Annotated in this window: 18 protein-coding genes and 4 tRNA genes; 11 read left to right on the top strand and 11 right to left on the bottom strand. The window is 44.4% G+C overall.

Annotated features, from left to right (window positions below):
- The first annotated feature begins 14 nt into the window (after positions 1-14).
- The 7 genes from ACX17N_RS10600 to ACX17N_RS10570 all read left to right on the top strand — a co-directional run bounded on the left by ACX17N_RS10600 (position 15) and on the right by ACX17N_RS10570 (position 7883).
- Positions 15-1388 (top strand): ATP-binding protein, encoded by a 1374-nt coding sequence (locus tag ACX17N_RS10600; RefSeq protein WP_458892539.1) that lies wholly within the window; start codon positions 15-17, stop codon positions 1386-1388.
- A 305-nt stretch (positions 1389-1693) separates the two neighbouring features.
- Positions 1694-4534, top strand: a complete 2841-nt coding sequence (locus ACX17N_RS10595) for a monovalent cation/H+ antiporter subunit A (protein WP_458892538.1) — start codon at positions 1694-1696, stop codon at positions 4532-4534.
- Position 4535: 1 nt separating this feature from the next.
- Entirely contained in the window at positions 4536-4901 is a 366-nt protein-coding gene (locus tag ACX17N_RS10590) for a Na+/H+ antiporter subunit C (RefSeq protein WP_458892536.1), read from the top strand.
- Entirely contained in the window at positions 4901-6712 is a 1812-nt protein-coding gene (locus ACX17N_RS10585; RefSeq protein WP_458892535.1) for a monovalent cation/H+ antiporter subunit D, read from the top strand. The genes ACX17N_RS10590 and ACX17N_RS10585 overlap by 1 nt, the downstream gene beginning before the upstream one ends.
- Positions 6713-6714: 2 nt before the next feature.
- Positions 6715-7236, top strand: a complete 522-nt coding sequence (locus ACX17N_RS10580) for a Na+/H+ antiporter subunit E (RefSeq protein WP_458892534.1) — start codon at positions 6715-6717, stop codon at positions 7234-7236.
- A complete protein-coding gene (locus tag ACX17N_RS10575) occupies positions 7233-7508 on the top strand; it encodes a monovalent cation/H+ antiporter subunit F (protein ID WP_458892533.1) in 276 nt (91 codons plus the stop codon). The genes ACX17N_RS10580 and ACX17N_RS10575 overlap by 4 nt, the downstream gene beginning before the upstream one ends.
- Positions 7509-7520: 12 nt before the next feature.
- Positions 7521-7883, top strand: a complete 363-nt coding sequence (locus tag ACX17N_RS10570) for a Na+/H+ antiporter subunit G (RefSeq protein ID WP_458892532.1) — start codon at positions 7521-7523, stop codon at positions 7881-7883.
- Positions 7884-7949: 66 nt separating this feature from the next.
- On the opposite strand, the gene ACX17N_RS10565 is transcribed toward ACX17N_RS10570, so the two are convergent.
- From ACX17N_RS10565 to tpiA, 10 genes are all read right to left on the bottom strand, one after another.
- Positions 7950-8351 (bottom strand): ribosome-binding factor A, encoded by a 402-nt coding sequence (locus ACX17N_RS10565; protein ID WP_458892531.1) that lies wholly within the window; start codon positions 8349-8351, stop codon positions 7950-7952.
- Positions 8351-11050 (bottom strand): translation initiation factor IF-2, encoded by a 2700-nt coding sequence (gene infB, locus ACX17N_RS10560; RefSeq protein WP_458892530.1) that lies wholly within the window; start codon positions 11048-11050, stop codon positions 8351-8353. The genes ACX17N_RS10565 and infB overlap by 1 nt, the downstream gene beginning before the upstream one ends.
- A 10-nt stretch (positions 11051-11060) precedes the next feature.
- A complete protein-coding gene (nusA, locus tag ACX17N_RS10555; protein WP_458892529.1) occupies positions 11061-12545 on the bottom strand; it encodes a transcription termination factor NusA in 1485 nt (494 codons plus the stop codon).
- A 35-nt stretch (positions 12546-12580) separates the two neighbouring features.
- On the bottom strand, positions 12581-13105 hold the full coding sequence (gene rimP, locus ACX17N_RS10550) for a ribosome maturation factor RimP (RefSeq protein WP_458892528.1): 525 nt from the start codon (positions 13103-13105) through the stop codon (positions 12581-12583).
- 205 nt (positions 13106-13310) lie between these two features.
- Positions 13311-13387: transfer RNA gene (locus ACX17N_RS10545), tRNA-Met, on the bottom strand.
- 89 nt (positions 13388-13476) lie between these two features.
- Positions 13477-13553: transfer RNA gene (locus ACX17N_RS10540), tRNA-Met, on the bottom strand.
- 71 nt (positions 13554-13624) lie between these two features.
- Positions 13625-13701, bottom strand: a tRNA-Met gene (locus ACX17N_RS10535).
- A gap of 48 nt (positions 13702-13749) precedes the next feature.
- Positions 13750-13834: transfer RNA gene (locus ACX17N_RS10530), tRNA-Leu, on the bottom strand.
- 53 nt (positions 13835-13887) lie between these two features.
- Positions 13888-14217 carry a preprotein translocase subunit SecG gene (secG, locus tag ACX17N_RS10525; protein WP_458892527.1) on the bottom strand — a complete coding sequence of 110 codons (330 nt, stop codon included), beginning with the start codon at positions 14215-14217 and terminating at the stop codon, positions 13888-13890.
- 17 nt (positions 14218-14234) lie between these two features.
- Complete coding sequence (gene tpiA / locus ACX17N_RS10520; protein WP_458892526.1) at positions 14235-15023, bottom strand: triose-phosphate isomerase; 789 nt, start codon at positions 15021-15023, stop codon at positions 14235-14237.
- Between the two features lie 280 nt (positions 15024-15303).
- Here tpiA and pilB point away from each other — a divergent pair, with 280 nt between their 5' ends.
- The 4 genes from pilB to coaE are packed head-to-tail and all read left to right on the top strand — an operon-like array spanning position 15304 to position 19745.
- A complete protein-coding gene (gene pilB, locus ACX17N_RS10515; RefSeq protein WP_458892525.1) occupies positions 15304-17010 on the top strand; it encodes a type IV-A pilus assembly ATPase PilB in 1707 nt (568 codons plus the stop codon).
- 28 nt (positions 17011-17038) lie between these two features.
- The gene (locus tag ACX17N_RS10510) at positions 17039-18265 is read left to right on the top strand and encodes a type II secretion system F family protein (protein ID WP_458892524.1); all 1227 of its coding nucleotides are present in this window, start codon (positions 17039-17041) and stop codon (positions 18263-18265) included.
- The gene (locus tag ACX17N_RS10505) at positions 18265-19125 is read left to right on the top strand and encodes a prepilin peptidase (RefSeq protein ID WP_458892523.1); all 861 of its coding nucleotides are present in this window, start codon (positions 18265-18267) and stop codon (positions 19123-19125) included. The genes ACX17N_RS10510 and ACX17N_RS10505 overlap by 1 nt, the downstream gene beginning before the upstream one ends.
- 2 nt (positions 19126-19127) lie before the next feature.
- Entirely contained in the window at positions 19128-19745 is a 618-nt protein-coding gene (gene coaE, locus ACX17N_RS10500; protein WP_458892522.1) for a dephospho-CoA kinase, read from the top strand.
- Here coaE and ACX17N_RS10495 read toward each other — a convergent pair.
- On the bottom strand, positions 19742-20656 hold the full coding sequence (locus ACX17N_RS10495) for a DMT family transporter (protein WP_458892684.1): 915 nt from the start codon (positions 20654-20656) through the stop codon (positions 19742-19744). The genes coaE and ACX17N_RS10495 overlap by 4 nt on opposite strands.
- Positions 20657-20658 lie beyond the last annotated feature (2 nt).

Here is a 20658-nt window from a genome sequence, read left to right as displayed (position 1 = left end):
CATGCGGGGCTTCTATGAAAATCGAATCGTTACAGCTCAAACACACCAATCATTTTGCCAACCTACACATTCAGTTTCGATATCATGATCAACCGATCACCCTGATTTTGGGTGATCATGCCACGGGCAAAACCAGCATCCTCAAACATGCTTACCAAGCCCTAACCTGGTTCTCTGCGCGCTATAAAGATTTACGCAGTGCGGGGGTTGTCATGCTGGATCAAGACATCATGCACAGCCGCCTCCAATCCAAAGTGCAGATTTGCGTCGAAATTCCGACCGAGATTGGCACACTGGCTGAATCTGAAACCGCTCAGAGCGAAGCTTTAAATCTTTGCAGTTGGCAATTGTATAAGACCCTGAATCAGCAAGGTATTGGATTAAGTAAAGCCGAGACTGCGCAACTCGAACAATTGGTGCAACTGTATCATCGGGCACTCCAGCAAGACCCGATGCAAGGTCTACCTTTAATTGCCTACTACCCTGCGGAAAGATTCGTCAACGAAATCAATTTGCTCAGTAAAAACAACCCGATCATTTTTCAAACGGGACATGCCTATGAAGTCGCGGCGATCCCCTTTACCACCTTTAGCCGCTTCTTTGAATGGTTTCGCGAAATTAGTGATTTGGAAAATGCCCAAACTGCGCAATTGTTTCAGCAATTGATGCGCGAAAAACTGCATTTAGGTCCACATCTACAGTCTGAAAATGTACCGAATACCCTGTTTCAAGCACATGCCCAACTACATGCACCCTGCTTAAAAGCACTCAAAGACAGCCTCAAATTAATTTTGCCTGAATTGCACGATATCTTTATTCAATACCAACCAAAACTACAACTCATGGTGAACTATCAAGGCAGAACCATGCAATTTCAGCAATTATCGAGCAACCAGAAAAACTGGATTGCCCTGATTGGCGATATTGTGCGTCGGCTGTGTTTACTGAATCCCTTAAGCCTTTACCCCTGTCTAGAAGGTGATGGCATCCTCTTTATCGATGCGATTGATGCGCAGCTTGATCAACAGCAATGTTGTGAAATTTTGCATCGGCTTCATCAAGCTTTTCCACGTCTGCAAATTATTGCGACCGGCAATCGGACTGCCTTATTAGAAAATGCCGAGGCTTATCAATGTCTGCAACTCAGTCCACAAGGGGTGCAAGAGATTATCTTGCAGCCGCGACAACAACAATTTGAGCAAATTTATGCCGAACTGAGCCAACTGTCTTTGGCATCTGCAACTGAACAACTCTCGGATGAACCTCCACTGTCTGTGGCTCAGCACATGTATCTGCAAATTCAGCAACTTTCTCCCGAAACACAGGCCGAACTACAACAGCTCTGGCTGCAAGCCAAGGATAGTTCTTTTAAAGATTCCTCGACCTAATTGCTGACTTCCTCCGCAGTCATGCACGAAGTTTTAAGCGCAAACTTCCCTGCAACGCGTATAATCTGATGGGTGTGCGCAAAAAGGTTTGATGTTGTTTTATTCATGTAATAAGATCAGATTTATTCGGCTTTTTTATAGTAAAATTTTGTTTTGCTATAGTTTTGCAAGTTGCGCAACACAACTTGTTTTTCGTTATTTATTTTCTTTACGGCTTTCAAGATCGAGTATTTTTGGATATCTCTTTGCTGTCCTGTAATCCTTGAAAGATAAGATTCACCCTTAGGTTTCGACCTATCACGACAATGGATACAAGTGTGCTACCAATTATTATCTTGTTACCGTTAGTACTTGGCACAACCCTTGTCTCGTGGCTGAAGAAATTCTCGCGCGGGGTAACGGCTTTCGGGGCTATCGGAGTCAGTTTAAGCAGTTTAATTTTGTTACTGACTCAAGCAAAGCAGGTCTTTCATGGCGAAACCATTACCCAAAGTTGGTCTTGGCTACCACAACTGGGCATTGATCTCAGTTTTCGTTTAGACGCCTTAGGACTCCTTTTCTCTTTGCTGATTACCGGTATCGGTACCCTCATTTTTATTTACACCTATTATTATCTTAGCCCTAAAAACTCACTCAGCAAACTTTATCTATTGCTGATGCTGTTTATGGCGGCCATGTTAGGGATTTCTCTCTCCAATAATTTAATTTTACTGTTAATTTTTTGGGAATTGACCAGTATTTCATCTTTCTTACTGGTGGGCTACTGGAGCAACTATGAAGTTGCCCAACGCGGTTCACGCATGGCACTGACCATTACAGGTATGGGTGGCTTAGCGATGCTGGGGGGCTTCATTTTATTGGGGCAAATTACGGGCACTTATCAAATTGACCAGATTCTGACCATGTCAGAACGCATTCAAAGTCATGCCTTATTTGTTCCAACCCTGTTGCTGATTCTATTAGGTGCCTTTACCAAAAGTGCGCAATTCCCCTTCCATTTTTGGCTACCGAATGCCATGGCTGCTCCAACTCCAGTTTCAGCCTATCTGCACTCTGCCACGATGGTCAAAGCCGGCATTTTCCTGCTGGCACGCTTACTGCCAATTTTTGCAGGTGCTGCGCTTTATCACAATATTGTCACATTTGTCGGCCTATTCACCTTGTGTATGGCTGCATTTTTCGCCATTTTCAAAGAAGACCTCAAAGGTCTTTTGGCCTATTCCACCATCAGTCATCTGGGTCTGATTGTGTGTTTATTGGGAATTGGCTCTCCTTTGGCCGTAGCCGCTGCGATTTTCCATATCATCAATCATGCCACCTTTAAAGCGGCACTATTTATGATTGCGGGTATTGTCGATCATGAAACAGGCACCAGAGACTTACGCAAACTCAGTGGGGTCTGGCAACTCCTTCCCTTCACTGCCACGCTCACCATGATAACTGCCGCATCGATGGCAGGTGTACCCTTTACCAACGGCTTCTTGTCTAAAGAAATGTTCTTTACCGAACTGTTGGCCAACCTCAGTGGTCCTGTGCTGATTGTCGCGGCAATTGTGGCAACCTTTGCAGGTATTTTTGCGGTGACCTATTCCGTGCGCTTGGTACATGGGGTGTTCTTTGATGGTGCTTTGGGTGAACAAGTGCCCAATAAAGAGGGACATGAACCTCCGATTGGCATGCGCGCTCCAGCCATTTTATTGGCGACCCTATGTATTCTGGTGGGGATCTTCCCTGCATTAACGGTTGAACATATCGTCAATAGCACTGCACGTGCCAGTACACAACTCAATAACTTTACAGGCGCGCATCTGGCGATTTGGCACGGCTTTAACCTGCCCCTCGTCATGAGTATTATTGCCCTTGTCGGCGGTCTGGCTTTTTATTTTGCGCTGGCCAAAAATCGTAAAATTCGCGCGATTGATTTAGACCCTGCTTTGGGACAGTTCCAAGGTAGACTCCTGTTTGAATCTTTCCTGAAACAATTATTGCTAAATGCCCGCAAGATTAAACGGAAAACTGAAACAGGCTCCTTACAAACCTATCTGATCTGGATTGTGGTGCTGAGCATTGCATTAGTTGCAGCCCCCCTACTGGGACAAGGACTCACCACAGGCAGCCGTGAACTCACGCATGCCCCGATGCTCGCAATCGTGCTGTGGCTGCTGTTGTTCTCTGCTTGCTGGATGATGCTCTGGTTCCACCACGAACGGATTAAAGCCGTCCTGATTAGCGGTGCAATTGGTTTAGTCGTGACGATGGTCTTCGTGACCTTATCTGCGCCTGATTTAGCATTAACCCAAATCACGGTGGATGTTGTGACAACCGTCTTATTACTGATGAGCTTATCGCTCTTACCTCAACTCACTCCGTACGAGTCGAGTCAGGCACGACGCTGGCGTGATGCGATTATTGCCATTGTAGGAGGTGTCGGAATTGGCTGGATTACTTGGCTGATTCTGACCCGAGATCATAATTCGATTTCGTGGTTCTTCTTACAGCAGTCCATTCCATTGGGCGGTGGCTCCAACGTGGTTAACGTCATTCTGGTCGACTTCCGTGGTTTCGATACCTTTGGTGAAATCACTGTGCTCGGGATTGCCGGGATTGGAACCTTGTGTTTAATGGATGGTATGCGTACGCATGGCACCACCATGACGCAGGGCTTAACTTACCGTTTTAACCCCTCCCCTTTAATGCTACGAATTACCTCTTCGTGGATTTTGCCACTGGCACTGGTGATCAGCTTGTACATATTCCTGCGTGGTCACAACTATCCTGGTGGGGGCTTTATTGCTGGCTTAATCACAGCCTTGGCTTTAATCATTCAGTACATCGCCTTAGGTCAAGACCAAGCAGAACAGTTGTTAAAAGCGAAATCGGGACGTCTCTATGAAATCTGGATTGGTACTGGTTTAAGCATTGCAGGAATCACGGCCATTGCAGCTTGGTACTGGGGACGTCCATTCCTGACCAGTGCACATATTTATGTGTCACCGCCAATATTAGGTGAAATGCATTTGGCTTCTGCCGCTGCCTTTGATGTCGGGGTATATATCACCGTGGTTGGGGCGACCATGCTGATGATTTCTGTCCTCGGTGACTCCCGTCATTCCAGCATGTCTGGTCCATTACCGAAGGGGAAATAATATGATTAGTCTAGAATTTCTTATTGCCTCTGCGATTGGACTGCTGATTGCAACAGGCATTTATTTGATCCTGCGTGCTCGTACCTTTCCTGTGGTGCTTGGTCTTGCCATGATTGGCTATGCGGTCAATGTGTTCCTGTTTGCGATGGGACGCTTACAGGTTAATGCCCCAGCGGTGTTGACCGAAACCACAAAATCGACCGACCCATTACCTCAAGCCTTGGTGCTCACTGCCATTGTTATTGGCTTTGCAACGACCGCCTTTATTGTGCAACTGGCCTTACGAAGCCGTTATGAATCAGGGACAGACCACGTTGACTCCAAAGAAGAAATTAGTCTTGTCGACCCGCGCGAGGATGAGCCTTAATGCATAATTTCCTCCAATTTTGGGCCGAACATACACCAATTTTTAGCATTATTATTCCTGCCTTTACAGGGTTTTTACTGGTACTTTTGGGCAATCCTGGTTCAGGCTCCTTGGCTTACGATTGGCGCCAACCATGGCGTCGGGGCATCAGTTTAATTTCTGTGATTTTGGGGCTCATCACCGCCATCAGTTATCTTATGTTGGCGCGTCATGGACAAATCAGCAGTTATAACCTGAGTGAATGGACCGCCCCGTTCGGTATTGTTTTGGTCCTAGACCAACTCTCTGCCTTCATGCTGGTATTAACCTATGCCCTCGCAGTCCCAGTACTCTGGTTTGCCAGTCGTGAATGGGATACCCGAGGTCGTTATTTCCATGCCATGTTCCATTTTCTGCTCATGGGACTCTGTGGGGCGTTCTTAACCGGCGATTTATTCAACCTGTTTGTGTTCTTTGAAATTCTGTTGTTGGCCTCTTATGTATTGCTCTTACATGGGCAAGGCAAAGCACGCTTTCAACTGGGGATCCATTACGTCACCATTAACCTGTTGGCTTCTGCACTGTTCCTGATTGGGCTGGGCATGATCTATGGCAGTGTCGGCAGTTTAAATATGGCCGATGTGGCTCGTCTTATTCCGAGCCTACAACCAGATCAGCACAAATTGGCAGTCGCTGGAGGGCTATTGCTGTTCGTGGTGTTTGGTATTAAAGCCGCTATGTTGCCTGTGGGCTTTTGGTTACCTAAGACTTATGCCGTCGCCACAACTCCAGTTGCCGCAATTTTTACCATTATGACCAAAGTCGGGATTTATGCGATTTTAAGGGTAAATGGGACGGTCTTTGATGATGCCTTGAGCCAATCTATCCTGCAAAACTGGTTATTACCAATCGGTTTAATTACCTCACTCTATGGTGTAATTGGCGCGATTGGAGCAGAACGCTTACGTCGTTTTGTCGGTTTTATGGTGTTGTCTTCGATTGGTACCCTATTAATCGCCATTTCACTTGGCAACAGCCAAGCATGGTCAGCAACGCTATATTACTTGGTACACAGTACCCTGATTGCAGCTGTATTTTATCTGCTCTGTGGCTGGATTACCTCGCAACGTGGTGTCTATAAAGATCATTTAAAAATCGCACCACAAATGAAGCAGCATCATGTGCTCTCAATTTGCTACTTCCTGATTGCCTTAATGATGGCAGGTCTCCCGCCATTTAGCGGTTTCTTAGGAAAAGTTTTCATTTTACAAGCGACGGCCAACGCTCCTTACCAAGGGTTGATTATTGCAGTCATCTTGATTGTGAGCTTATTAAGCATTATCGCTTTCACCCGTGTAGGCTTTATTTTGTTCTGGCGTGCCAGCAAACCTGAAGAACTGGCACATACTGAAGCTGACTTTATTGCTTATCAAGCCACCCCAGAGCAAGCGCCTGCGCGTAATGATGCTGCGATTTACATATTATTGGCAGGCTTAATCCTCTATATGGTTGCGGCAAGTCCGATTCAGAAGTACACACTCAATACCGCGATGCAAATGCAAAATAATGCCTTGTATGAGGCCGCTGTATTGAAAAGGGATGAACTGAATCAGGTCATCAGTGTGCAACCATTTGACCCTGAAAATTTGCCAGAAACCAAATATGGTGGTGAAACGCAAGATCCGAATGCCCATCTGATTCCGTATGCAATCAGTGAAAAGACTTTGTCAGGTGAACATATTTCACCGTACAAGTTACGTCAGATTCAGGAACAGCAAACCCAAGAGATGTTGATTCCCGATGATGCTCAACTTAAACCAGTGGAGCCATAACGATGCAAAAAACCTCTGTTCTTAATCGATGGTTACCTCATCCTTTTGTTTCGGTACTGGTTGCCATTACCTGGATTATGTTGGCACAGAGTCTAGAAGCCACCACATTGCTGATGGCGACTATACTGGCGATTGTGATTCCACGCATGGTTCAGCCTTTTATCCAGAAAACACCCAATATTAATTGGGTTGCCGCTGTGAAGCTGTGTTTTGTAGTGCTATGGGACATCATCATTTCCAATATTCGGATTGCCAAACTGGTTTTAGGCCCAATGGATCGCCTGCATCCCAAATGGTATCGTGTACCGCTAGAAACCCAGCATGACGAGGTTAATAGCTTATTGGCAATGATCATTACCACCACCCCAGGTACCGTTTCTGCGGGTATTGATCAGGATCGGGGTGATATTTTAGTCCATGCTTTAAGTAGCGATGATGCTGAGGCGGATATTCAAGACATCAAAAACCGCTACGAAAAGCCCTTGCTCGAGATCTTCCACGTCCAATCAGGAGATGCCTCATGACCATTTTGCCTTATGCTTTAGCGATTTGTATGGTGGCGATTACACTCTCGATGCTCATGTGCTTGATTCGCTTGATTTTTGGCCCCTCGATTGTGGATCGCCTCTTGGCACTCGATACCCTGTTTCTGAATGCGACCTGCTTAATCGTCGTCTTAGGAATTTATTGGAGTACCACATCTTTATTTGAAGGTGCATTACTGGTTGCCATGCTTGGTTTCGTTTCCACAGTGGCTTTGGCGCGTTACTTTACCTCTGGCCATGTCATCGATTAAGGAGACCATAATATGCAACTTATGATGGAAATTTTGGTTTCTATATTTTTACTGATTGGTGCCTTCTTCATGCTGGTCGGTGGCATTGGCATGATTCGTCTGCCTGATTTGTTTATGCGCTTACATGCTCCGACCAAATCCAGCACTTTAGGCTTGGGGAGCTTTCTGATTGCCGCCATGATTTTCTTTGGCTTTCAGGGACATATCGGTTTTGCAGAACTTCTGCTTACGCTCTTGGCCTTTATTACCGCCCCTGTTTCAGCCAACTTGATGGCACAGGCGGCCATTCATCTCCGCTTACGCTCTATGAGTGGTGATGTACCTGAAGCGTTAAATCGACCGTTACCTTGGCAACGGCAACGTCGTCGTGACTAATTTTACCGCAATAAAAAAGCCACCCGAAGGTGGCTTTTTTATTCTGCTCAATTTAGAAAACCAAGCTTATTCATCATCTTGTTTCGCATCTGCAGGTAAATCTTTTACCGCTTCAGCGATCAGACCAAACATATAGTTACCATAGGCATTGGTCTTGTCATAATGGAAACGCAAACGCGGCGTAATACGTGTCTTAATACGACGACTCAACTCATGGCGCAAGAAACCCGATGCTTTGTTTAAGACATCGAGGGTTTCTTTATTGGCCACTGCACTTTGTTCATCGCCAAGTTCACGTCCCATCACGGTAACATAGACTTCTGCATAGCCTAAATCTGGGCTGACCTTCACCGCAGAGATGGTCACAAGACCACCTAAGCGTGGATCTTTCAGCTCTTGGCGGATTAATTCAGACAACTCACGTTGTACTGTATCTGCCATTCGCTTAAGACGCTGACTACCCGCCATTAAAGACTCCGTTTAATCAGTTGAACATCATAGACTTCGATCTTATCTTTGACTTTGATGTCTTTATAACCTTTCACCGCAAGACCACATTCCATACCCGCACGAACTTCTTCAACCACCTCTTTATAGCGACGAAGAGATTCAAGCTCACCTTGGAATACCACCACGTCATCACGTAATACGCGAATCGGTTTATTACGGTGTAACATGCCTTCAAGAACCATACAGCCTGCTGCTGCACCAAACTTGCTTGAGTGGAACACTTCACGTACTTCAGCCACACCCAGAATCGTTTCACGATGTTCTGGTGCAAGCTTACCACTCATGGCATCTTTCACATCATCAATCAATTGATAGATCACGCTGTAGTAACGAATGTCGATACCATCTGCATCAGCTTTTTGACGCGCAGTATTGTCTGCACGAACGTTAAAGCCAAGCAATACAGCTTCAGAAGATTCAGCCAATGTTACGTCAGACTCAGTAATTGCACCTACGCCTGAACCAATAATACGAACTTTCACTTCATCAGTAGCAAGTTCAGCAAGCGCAACATGCAAGGCTTCCAAAGTACCACGTACGTCAGTTTTCAACACTACGTTGACAATCGGCACATCTTTCTTGCCCATTGACGCCATGATGTTTTCCAAACGCATTGCGCTTTGACGCTCAAGACGTTTTTGACGTTCACGATCCATACGCGCATCGGCAACTTCACGTGCTTTCTTCTCGTCATTTACAACAAGAACTTCGTCACCTGCCATTGGCGCTTCTGGAAGACCCAAGATTTCAACTGGAATCGAAGGACCAGCAGACTTGATACGTTGACCGTTTTCATCTGCCATCGCACGAACGCGACCATAAGATGAACCTGCAAGCACAAGATCGCCGACTTTCAGAGTACCGTTTTGTACCAAGATAGAAGTAACTGCACCACGACCTTTGTCTACACGCGCTTCAATCACCACACCTTGTGCTGCACCTTCTTCAGATGCTTTCAACTCTAGCATTTCTGCTTGGATTGAAATCAAGTCAAGTAGCTCATCGATACCTTGACCAGAATGTGCCGATACCATTGCTACTGGAACGTCACCGCCCCATTGCTCAGGTACGATTTCTTTAGTAGTCAATTCATTCAATACGCGATCTGGATCAGCAGATTCTTTATCCATCTTGTTGATTGCAACAATGATTGGCGTACCTGCTGCACGTGCATGGTCAATCGCTTCCGCAGTTTGTGGCATAACACCATCATCCGCAGCAACAACCAACACCACGATATCAGTCGCTTTCGCACCACGTGAACGCATTGCAGTAAATGCCGCATGTCCAGGCGTATCTAGGAAAGTGATGATACCTTTGTCTGTAGTTACGTGGTAAGCACCGATATGCTGGGTAATACCACCGGCTTCACCCGCAGCCACTTTCGAGCGGCGAATACGATCCAGTAATGAGGTTTTACCATGGTCAACGTGACCCATGATGGTCACAACTGGTGGACGAGTCGTTTGCTCACCGCGTGCTTCTTCAGCCGCTTCAAGCAAGTTATCTTCTGCTTGTGTATCAGAAACCAAGACAGGGTTATGTCCCATTTCTTCAACCACAAGTGCAGCCACTTCTTGCTCAATTGCTTGGTTCTGAGTAACTAGCTCACCCATTTTCATGAGTGATTTAATAACTTCACGAACTTTAACTGCCATTTTCGCAGCCAAGTCAGCAACGACGATGGTTTCACCGATTTCTACATCATAAACCTGTTTTTTAACCGGTTTTTCGAAACCATGTTTATTCGCTTGGCTTGATTTTAAACCACGCTTGTGTGAGTTATCACGGAAAGATTGCTCTTCACCACGACGACCACCTTTCTTTGATGAACGTGTATTGGTCGTGCTTGTACCACGCTTTATTTCACGGTCTTCTTTAGCGAAAGAATCTTCGTAGGCTTGACCCACAAGACCTGCTGCAAGAGGAGAGTCATCAATCACACGGATTGTCGGTGTCGCATCGTCAGCAGAATATTTTGAAGCCATCTGACGCATCTGTTCAAGCGTACGTTGTTGTGCCTCTTCAGCTGCTTTACGGCGCGCTGCTTCTTCAGTTGCTTTAAGTTGTGCTGCTTGAGCCTCACGCGCTTTTTTCTGCTCAGGCGTCTCAATCACTTTAACTTGAGCTTTTACAATCGGCTTATTGGTTGACTTACGCTTTACCACCACCGCAGCTTTCGCTGTTTCTTGCTTTGTGGTTTCTTGCTTCGCAGCAGCACGCATCGCTTCTAAATTCGCAGCTGCTTTGTTTGCTACTGGAGTTTCAGCTTTTGGTTCAACCATAGCTTGCACGTTTGCACGCGCTTGTTGCTCAGCTTGTGCTTTTGCCAAAGCTTCTGCTTTGATTTGTTCAGGATCTGGCTTAGTAAATGTATGTTTCTTGCGAACTTCTACATTAATGGTTTTCGCCTTACCTGAGGTACTTGCCACTTTGGCAGTACCTGTAGTTTTACGTTTCAACGTGATTTGTCCTGCTTGCCCAGCGTCCTGACCATGAACTTTCTTCAAGTGGTTAACGAGGGTGTCTTGTTGTTCAGTGGAAATAAGGTCGTCAGCTTTACGTTGCGGTAAACCTGCATCACGAACCTGCTCTAGGAGCTTGTCTACAGGACGTCCTACGCTGAGTGCTAACTCTTGAATCGACTTGTCCGTCATATATTACCTCCTAGTTAAACCATGATTCGCGCGCTTTCATAATCAATTGACCCGCTTGCTCAGCCCCTAAACCTTCGATATCAGAAATATCGTCAGTCGCTTGGTCTGCCAAATCATCAACTGTCACTACTCCGCGTGCAGCCAATGCATACGCGATTTCTTGTGTCATTCCTTCCATTGCAAGAAGTTCAGCACTTGGATCTTGGATATTTTCTTGTTGCTGTAAAGCATCTGCCAACGCCACTTCTTTGGCACGGCTTTGCAATATTTCAACAGTTTCCGCATCCAACTCGATTTCGTCAAAGGTCTCAGCTGGAACATAAGCAATTTCTTCAAGTGAAGTAAAGCCCATGTCTACCAAAGCCATCGCCAAATCTTCTTCAATATCTAAACGTGAAACAAACAAGTCTAGGTATTGTTGAGCTTCGTTTTGCTGACGTGCATGATACTCTTCTTCAAGCATCATGTTCAGTTTATAACCCGTTAATTCAGAAGCTAAACGAACGTTTTGACCTTGTGAACCAATCGCACGAGCCAATTGATCGCTCGTAGCGAAAATAATGTCCGCAGTACGCTCTTCTTCATCGATCACGATACCCGACACATCTGCTGGCTCTAAAGCACTTGCGATATATTGCGCTGGATCGTCTGACCATACCACCACATCAATACGCTCACCATTCAGTTCCTGTTGAACCGCTTGGATACGTGTACCACGCATACCAATACAAGCACCTACAGGATCAATACGGTGATCATTGGTTTTCACTGCAATTTTAGCACGAACACCGGGTTGACGAGCAGCAGCTTTAATTTCAATGATTTCTTCAGAAATTTCAGGAATTTCCTTTTTCATCAAAGCCATGAGCATTTCAGGACGTGCACGCGACAATAAGAGTTGTGCACCACGACCTTCACGATTGACGTTAAATAAAATCGCATTGACACGTTGTTTTGGACGCAAAATTTCTTTTGCGATCATTTCTTCACGTGCCAGATAGGCTTCAGCATTATCACCTAAGTCAATAATGAAACCATCTTTGGTTTGCTTTTTCACTTCACCGTAGATCAGCTCACCAACCTTAGACTCATAAGCATCAGCCACTAAAGCACGCTCTGCTTCACGAATCTTTTGTACAATCACTTGCTTGGCAATTTGTGCTGCAATACGACCGAAATCAATTGATTCCACTTCAAGTTCGCGAATATCACCAATTGACCATTTTGCAGGATCGACATCAGAAATTGCATCCTGACATGCAGGCATTTCATGATCTTCATCCGCAACCACTTCCCATTGACGGAATGTACGATAGTCACCAGTTTTACGATCAATTTCTACACGCAGACGCGCTTCTTCAGAATTCGTGCCTTCATAAAATTTCTTTTTCGTCGCTGCAACCAGAGCTTGTTCAAGCGCTTCGAAAATTGCTTCGCGACTTACACCTTTTTCATTACTAACCGTTTCAACGACGGTAAGGATTTCGCGTGCCATAAGTCACCTATTTGTTCAGATTCTTATAAAATAAATTAATCTTGGTAGACCAGATTTGCTTTGTCGATATTACTACTATCAATTTCAAGTACTTGTTGCTTTTCAACTTCAACCTGAATGATTTCATTCTCCAGATCTACTGCAACTAATTTGGCTTGAAACTTACGACGATTATCTACAGCACTGATCAGACGTAATGCGACTTGTTGACCGATATATGCCGGCATCTGTTCCAACTGGAAAAATGGTCGATCCCACCCTGGAGAAGACACTTCAAGTGCATATTCGCCGGAAATTGGATCATGAACATCAAGCATGGCACCCACTTGCTGAGTAACACGCACGCAATCTTGCACACCAACACCACGGCCAAGCTCAGCCTCGCCGTCTTCATTGATCATTGGTTCTACATTTTCATCAACAACTTTGTCAATATAGATACGTAATAATGAACGTTTGCCTTGTGGGATAAATTCAATCCCCCAAAGATCTACATCACAAGCTTGCACTGCAGGAGCGATTAAATCTTGGAGTGCTTGGGTTTTATTTGATAACTTCATTTACTCTCGTCATTCTTGTGCGATTCAATAGTCTTGAAGACCGATGAGACAGACCTACTATAGTGAAGCATGACTATTTGACCAATTGATGTCGACACTACACGATAGCCAATAAAAAAGGGCGTAATCGCCCCTATTATTACACAGAAAACTAAAGTCCACTGTGCAAAAAGGCCCACCTTGTTGTGAGCCTCTTTTAGAAACTTGGTAGCGGGAGCTGGATTTGAACCAACGACCTTCGGGTTATGAGCCCGACGAGCTACCAGACTGCTCCATCCCGCATCAACGTGCAAAAATTATATACAAATATGAAATATTTTTCAATCTAAATACTTCGTACTTGCTCTGATTTAGTTGCACCTAAATCAAATTGGTAGCGGGAGCTGGATTTGAACCAACGACCTTCGGGTTATGAGCCCGACGAGCTACCAGACTGCTCCATCCCGCAACAAAACGCAAAATTTCTTAATTTAACAATTTAAATTACTTATTTTAGTTTGCTTCTAAAACAAGGTTGATTGGTAGCGGGAGCTGGATTTGAACCAACGACCTTCGGGTTATGAGCCCGACGAGCTACCAGACTGCTCCATCCCGCATCAACAGATTTGCTGCATACACCAACTTAATCTTCTGGATTCATAAGTTGGTGCGGAAGGGGGGACTTGAACCCCCACGCCCGAAAGCACTACCACCTCAAGGTAGCGTGTCTACCAATTCCACCACCACCGCAGCTGTGACGCATTCTAGTAGCATCGTCACAAAAAAGAAAGGATTAATTCTAATTATTCGCTCGTTTTAGGTGCAGCTGGCGAAGTTTCACCCGAATTGATTGTTGCTGGCGCTGTGGTTTGTACAGATTTTAAACTATACGCTTCTGTGGTTTGCTGTTTGGCAAATACTGCGAGCGTTAAACTGGTAATAAAGAATAAAGCCGTCAAGATCGCGGTTAAACGTGTCAAGAAGTTGCCTGAACCCGATGCGCCAAACACAGTTGCAGCACCGCCACCACCAAAAGAGGCACCAGCATCCGCACCTTTACCATGCTGTACGAGAATCAAGCCGATCATTAATACAGCAAGAATAATATGTACCACCAGCACAAAAGTATGCATGATGAACTCCTCAATGATTATTTAAGCGCAAACGCCTGAGCAATTTGATAAAAAGATGCAGCATTTAAAGATGCTCCACCCACTAAGGCGCCATTAATATCTGGACAGGCCGCTAACTCTACTGCATTTTCCGGTTTAACACTACCACCGTACAAAATCGGCATAGTGCCACCAAATGAAGTTAACTGTTTCAAACCTTCACGAATTTTGGCATGCATATTTTGTGCATCCGCAGGTGAAGCAGTTTTGCCTGTACCTATCGCCCAAATCGGTTCATAGGCAATAACGATGTTTTGCCACTGTTCAGCACTAACACTAGCCGCAATATCACAAATCTGTTGCAGTACCACCTGATCCGCCTGACCATTTTCACGCTGTTCTAGGCTTTCACCCACACAATAGATAACAGTTAGGCCTTCGGCTAAAGCATGTTTGACTTTTTCACGAATGACTTGCGGATTATCACCAAAAAATTCACGACGTTCTGAATGACCAATTAAGACATGTTCAATCGCACTGTCTTTTAATAAAGTGGCACTCACCTCGCCCGTAAATGCCCCAGTCCCTGCCATACGCGATACATCTTGCGCAACAACAGCAACCGGTCTACTCGCTTGCTGTAACTCACTCTGTACAAAACTTAGCGCGATTGAAATCGGAGCCACCGCTAAATGACATTGTGCTGCGGTAATTTCATTCTTGTTCAATAATTCTTTAAATTCATTTATAAGTTGTTTGGCATTGGCCTGCATTGGATTCATTTTCCAATTACCCACAACCCAAGGCGTGATCGTCGAATCCGACATACTTAACCCATTCACAAAACAATTGATTTAAACGGCGACATTCTACACGGAATTCCCGATTTTGAAGATAATTTTCTTGACGGTTTGGTATGAACTTTACTTTTTTATATTTTTTTCAGTCAGTAAAATAGTAAAAAATGTCAGTTTGATTAGACTGGTTCATGCTTTTCTACAATACATAGCCAGACACAACATTTTAAGATATGGTATTTTTATACAACAAAAGTATAATTTTACGATACCAATTATAAACAATTTAATTGAAGTAGGCATATTGCGAATGACAGCACTACAAGGTTCTCCACGTTTTACCGGTTTTATTCGCCGTTTGGTCGAAGATGGGCTCATTTCCACAGAAAATATGCAGGCTGCAATCGTCAGTGCAAAAAAATCCAATCAAGATATTGTTCCTTATCTGATTGAGCATCAAAAGCTTAAGCCCATCACCATTGCGGAAAAAATTTCTGAAGAATTCGGTGAACCTCTATTTGACCTGTCAACTTATGATTCTTCTCATATTCTTCGGGATGTCGTTGAAGACAAACTGATTACCAAATTCAAAATTTTACCGATTTTCAAGCGCGGTCATCTACTTTTCGTCGCAACCAGTAATCCCACCCATATTGATGCCATGGATGCGATTCGATTCAATAGCAAGTTAAATATTGAAGCGGTGATTGTTGAACACGATAAACTCGAAAAAATTATCGAACAAAATTTCACTGAAGATACCACTTTTCATTTTGATGAAGACTTCGATATTGATATTCAAGAAAGCAATATCGAAAAGACTGAAGATGATGATGACCCTCAAGAAGATGAGGCCCCGATTGTCAAATATATTAATAAATTATTAATCGATGCGATTCGCATGGGGGCATCAGACTTACATTTTGAACCTTATGAAAAAGTTTATCGGGTACGTTATCGTGTGGATGGGGTATTACGTCAAATTGCCACCCCTCCTCTGCAATTGGCCAATCGTCTTGCTTCACGTCTAAAAGTCATGTCACAGATGGACATTGCGGAAAAGCGAGTTCCTCAAGATGGACGTATTAAACTTAAAATATCAAAAAATAAAGCGATTGATTTCCGTGTCAACTCACTGCCGACACTGTTTGGAGAAAAAATTGTACTGCGTATTCTCGACCCCTCGAGTGCAATGCTCGGCATTGATGCCTTAGGTTATGAGCCAGAACAAAAAGCCTTGTTTATGGAAGCACTCGAAAAACCTCAAGGCATGTTACTGATCACAGGCCCGACGGGTTCGGGTAAAACCGTTTCCCTGTATACCGGTTTAAATATTCTAAATAAAGAAGATACCAATATTTCCACCGCCGAAGATCCCGTCGAAATTAACTTGGAAGGGATTAATCAGGTCAACGTCAATAATAAAGTCGGACTGACCTTTGCCGCCGCTTTAAAATCATTCTTACGTCAAGATCCAGATATTGTCATGGTCGGTGAGATTCGCGACCTGGAAACTGCTGAGATTGCGATCAAAGCCGCACAAACGGGTCATATGGTGATGTCGACCCTACACACGAACAGTGCACCAGAAACATTAACTCGCCTAAGAAATATGGGCGTCCCTTCCTTTAATATTGCAACCTCTGTAAACTTGGTGATTGCACAACGTCTGGCTAGACGACTCTGTTCACAATGTAAAACACCGATTGAAATACCCAAAAACAGTTTGTTAGAAATGGGCTTTACCGAACAGGATATACAACATCCAGATTTCCAACTCTACCAACCAGTGGGGTGTTCTGAATGTCGCGAAGGCTATAAAGGGCGTGTGGGGATTTATGAGGTAATGAAAGTTACACCTGAAATATCCAAGATTATTATGGAAGATGGCAATGCAATTCAAATTGCGGAAGCATCGGCAAAATCGGGGTTTAATAATCTTCGTAGTTCAGGCTTAAAGAAGGTCATGCAAGGGGTCACTTCACTGCAAGAAGTCAATCGTGTGACCAGCGAATAAAGTAAGTATTTAAAATAAGGATAAATGCATGGCTGTCAAAAAAGCACAGATGATGCCAACCTTCAGTTATGAAGGAGTTGACCGCAAAGGGGCAAAAATTAAGGGGGAATTGCCTGCACGTAATATGGCTTTAGCCAAAGTCACATTACGCAAGCAAGGTGTGACCATCAAAACCATTCGGGAAAAACGCAAAAATATTCTCGAAGGGCTACTCAAGAAAAAGGTCGGCACGCTCGATATTACCATTTTCACCCGTCAGCTCGCCACGATGATGAAAGCCGGTGTTCCCTTAGTACAAAGCTTTGAAATTGTGGCTGAAGGTTTAGAAAATCCAGCCATGCGTGAAGTGGTTTTGGGCATTAAAGGGGAAGTGGAAGGCGGTAATACGTTTGCAGGGGCTTTACGCAAATATCCGCAGTATTTTGATAATTTATTCTGTTCTTTGGTTGAATCTGGTGAACAATCTGGTGCCTTAGAGACCATGCTGGATCGTGTCGCCATCTATAAAGAAAAAAGCGAACTGTTAAAACAGAAAATCAAAAAGGCCATGAAATATCCGATTGCGGTTATTGTGGTTGCCGTGATCGTGACTATCATTTTGATGGTCAAAGTTGTGCCTGTATTCCAAGACTTATTTACTTCCTTTGGTGCGGATCTGCCTGCATTTACCAAAATGGTGGTGAATATGTCGGAATGGATGCAAAAATACTGGTTTATTCTAATTATCGCGATTGGAATTTTAATCGCTGCATTTCTAGAAGCAAAAAAACGTAGCAAAAAGTTTCGAGACTTCTTAGACAAGGCAGCCTTAAAATTGCCTATTTTTGGTGACTTGGTCTATAAAGCGATCATTGCACGCTATAGCCGTACTTTAGCCACGACCTTTGCTGCGGGTGTGCCGTTAATTGATGCACTCGAGTCTACTGCAGGCGCCACCAATAATGTGGTCTATGAACAAGCCGTGCTTAAAATCCGTGAAGATGTCGCAACTGGTCAACAGCTGCAATTCGCCATGCGCGTCACCGATAAATTCCCGGCCATGGCGGTGCAAATGGTCGCCATTGGAGAGGAGTCTGGGGCACTAGACGCCATGCTGGATAAAGTCGCAACCCACTACGAAAATGAAGTCGATAATGCCGTAGATGGTTTAACCTCAATGATGGAACCTTTAATTATGGCAATTCTAGGTGTCCTCGTTGGTGGTCTCGTGATTGCGATGTACCTGCCAATCTTCCAAATGGGCTCTGTGGTTTAATGCAAGATTTAATCAATATTTTTATTCAAAACCCAACTGCCCTATATGCTGCAGTTGGGCTTTTTAGTTTATGCATCGGTAGTTTTTTAAATGTCGTGATCTACCGTACACCAAAAATGATGGAACAAGAGTGGCGCCAAGACTGCCAACTCCTGCTTCATCCGGAACAAGCAATTATTGATGAAGAAAAGCTAAGCCTAAGCAAGCCCGCATCAACCTGCCCCAAATGTAAAAACCCTATTCGCTGGTATCAGAACATTCCTGTCATCAGCTGGTTGGTTTTACGTGGTCAATGTGGTACTTGTCATAACCCAATTAGCATCCGCTATCCTTTGGTTGAATTACTCACTGCCATTTGCGCCTTAACAGTCGTTGCAGTTTATGGTCCAACCATTCAGATGTTGTTTGGCTTAATTTTCACTTATACCCTAATCGCGCTCACCTTTATTGATTTTGATACCCAACTTTTACCCGATCGCTACACTCTGCCTTTGGCCGCTTTAGGATTGGGCATCAATAGCTATGCGATTTATGTCTCTCCCACGACAGCAATTTGGGGCTATCTGATTGGCTTTCTATGTCTATGGATTGTCTATTACCTGTTTAAAATCATTACAGGTAAAGAAGGCATGGGTTACGGTGATTTTAAATTACTGGCGGCTTTAGGTGCATGGATGGGGCCTTTAATGCTGCCATTAATAGTCCTGTTATCCTCGTTGGTAGGTGCCATTATTGGGATTATTTTGCTCAAAGTGCGCAAGGAAAATCAACCTTTTGCATTTGGTCCCTATATTGCGATTGCAGGTTGGATCGCATTTCTTTGGGGCGAACAAATTATGAAAGTTTATCTTGGACAATAGGTATGCAAAAGCCTTTCATTCTTGGTCTTACAGGTGGTATTGGCAGTGGAAAATCTGCCGCCAGCCACTGGTTTGAAGCACAAGGCATTCAGGTGGTGGATGCCGATATTGTAGCTCGTGAAGTTGTCGAGCCTGGCCAACCTACCCTACATGCGATTCAAACAGCCTTTGGTGACTGGGTACTGGATAAAACGGGTGCCTTAAATCGTAAAGCCTTACGCGAACATATCTTTCAGCATGCTGAAGCGCGTAAAGTTTTAGAGGGCATCACCCATCCTGCCATTCGCCAATCTATCATCCAACAATTACAGCGTGCAAGCAGCCCCTATGTAATTTTGGTGTCTCCCCTGCTCTTAGAAACCAATCAACATCAACTCACGGATCGTGTATTACTGATTGATGCCAGTGAAGATTTGCAAATTGAACGCGCCAGCCAGCGGGATCGACAAAACATTCAACAGATTCAAAAAATTATTCAAGCGCAAATGCCACGCAAGCAGAAACAAGAACTTGCACATGATATCGTGCTGAATGATGGGCATTTATCGCATCTATATGCGCATCTTGAACCTTTACATCAGCAATATTTAGACCTAGCCCAGCAAAAGCAGTCGAATTAACGCGACTTCTTTTGTTGCTGCAATTGGCTGCTTAAACTGTCTTTACGTAACCAACGCCAAGGCTGTAATGCCCCCACGCCCATTCCCAATAAACCGCAGATAATGGCAAAACTTAAAGGCTCATGCAGCAAAGGGACCGCTAAAATTGCAGCAATAAAAGGCGCTAAAGTCACAATACTACCAGCCTTAAAAGCCCCTAAACGCTTAATTGCTTCTACATAGGTCAGCGTTGCCACAATCACCACAAAGATACCGTGGAATAGCGTTTGCATCAGCAAATGCATCGGTTCGGGCTGATCGAGATGTTTGGGTAAAAATAATAAATAGATTGGCAAATAAATGATCGCTGACCAAATGGCGACACTGGCCATGGAATGCCAAGCAGAAAGTTTCCATTGCCGTAATAAAACCGTGAAAATCCCCCACCACATCGCACTCAGTACAAACAACAAATCACCAAAACCAAAGGCAACGCCAGTTTCCTGATACATCAAATAAGACATTGAAGCAATTGCAGTCAGCATAATGGCCAGACTCAACCAGGTATGCCGATCAAAAGGTTGTTTAAACAGTAGATAGGCCGCGATGGCAGTACACAGGGGTAAACAGCCATTCAGGAAAATTGCCGCATGTGCTGCGGGTACATAATGAAATGCACTATAGGAAGTCAAACAATATGCCACACCACCAATCAACGCTAAAATCACGGGTTGCTTGTGCCATAAAAATGCCGTGTCTTTTTTATAAATTAAGATCGGCATTAAGATACAGAACGCCAAGGCAAAACGCAGTGCGGTAATATCCCACGCACTAATATGCCACTGTGCACTTAAACGAGAGCTCAGTGTAAAACCGCCCCAAATGCACATCGTAATGGCAACAAATAAATAGCCTTGGGAGCGGTGAGAAATCA

The organism is Acinetobacter sp. GXMZU3951 (assembly GCF_054457875.1).
Note: the sequence above shows the minus strand (reverse complement) of the source record. Positions and strands in the feature narration are given on the sequence as shown.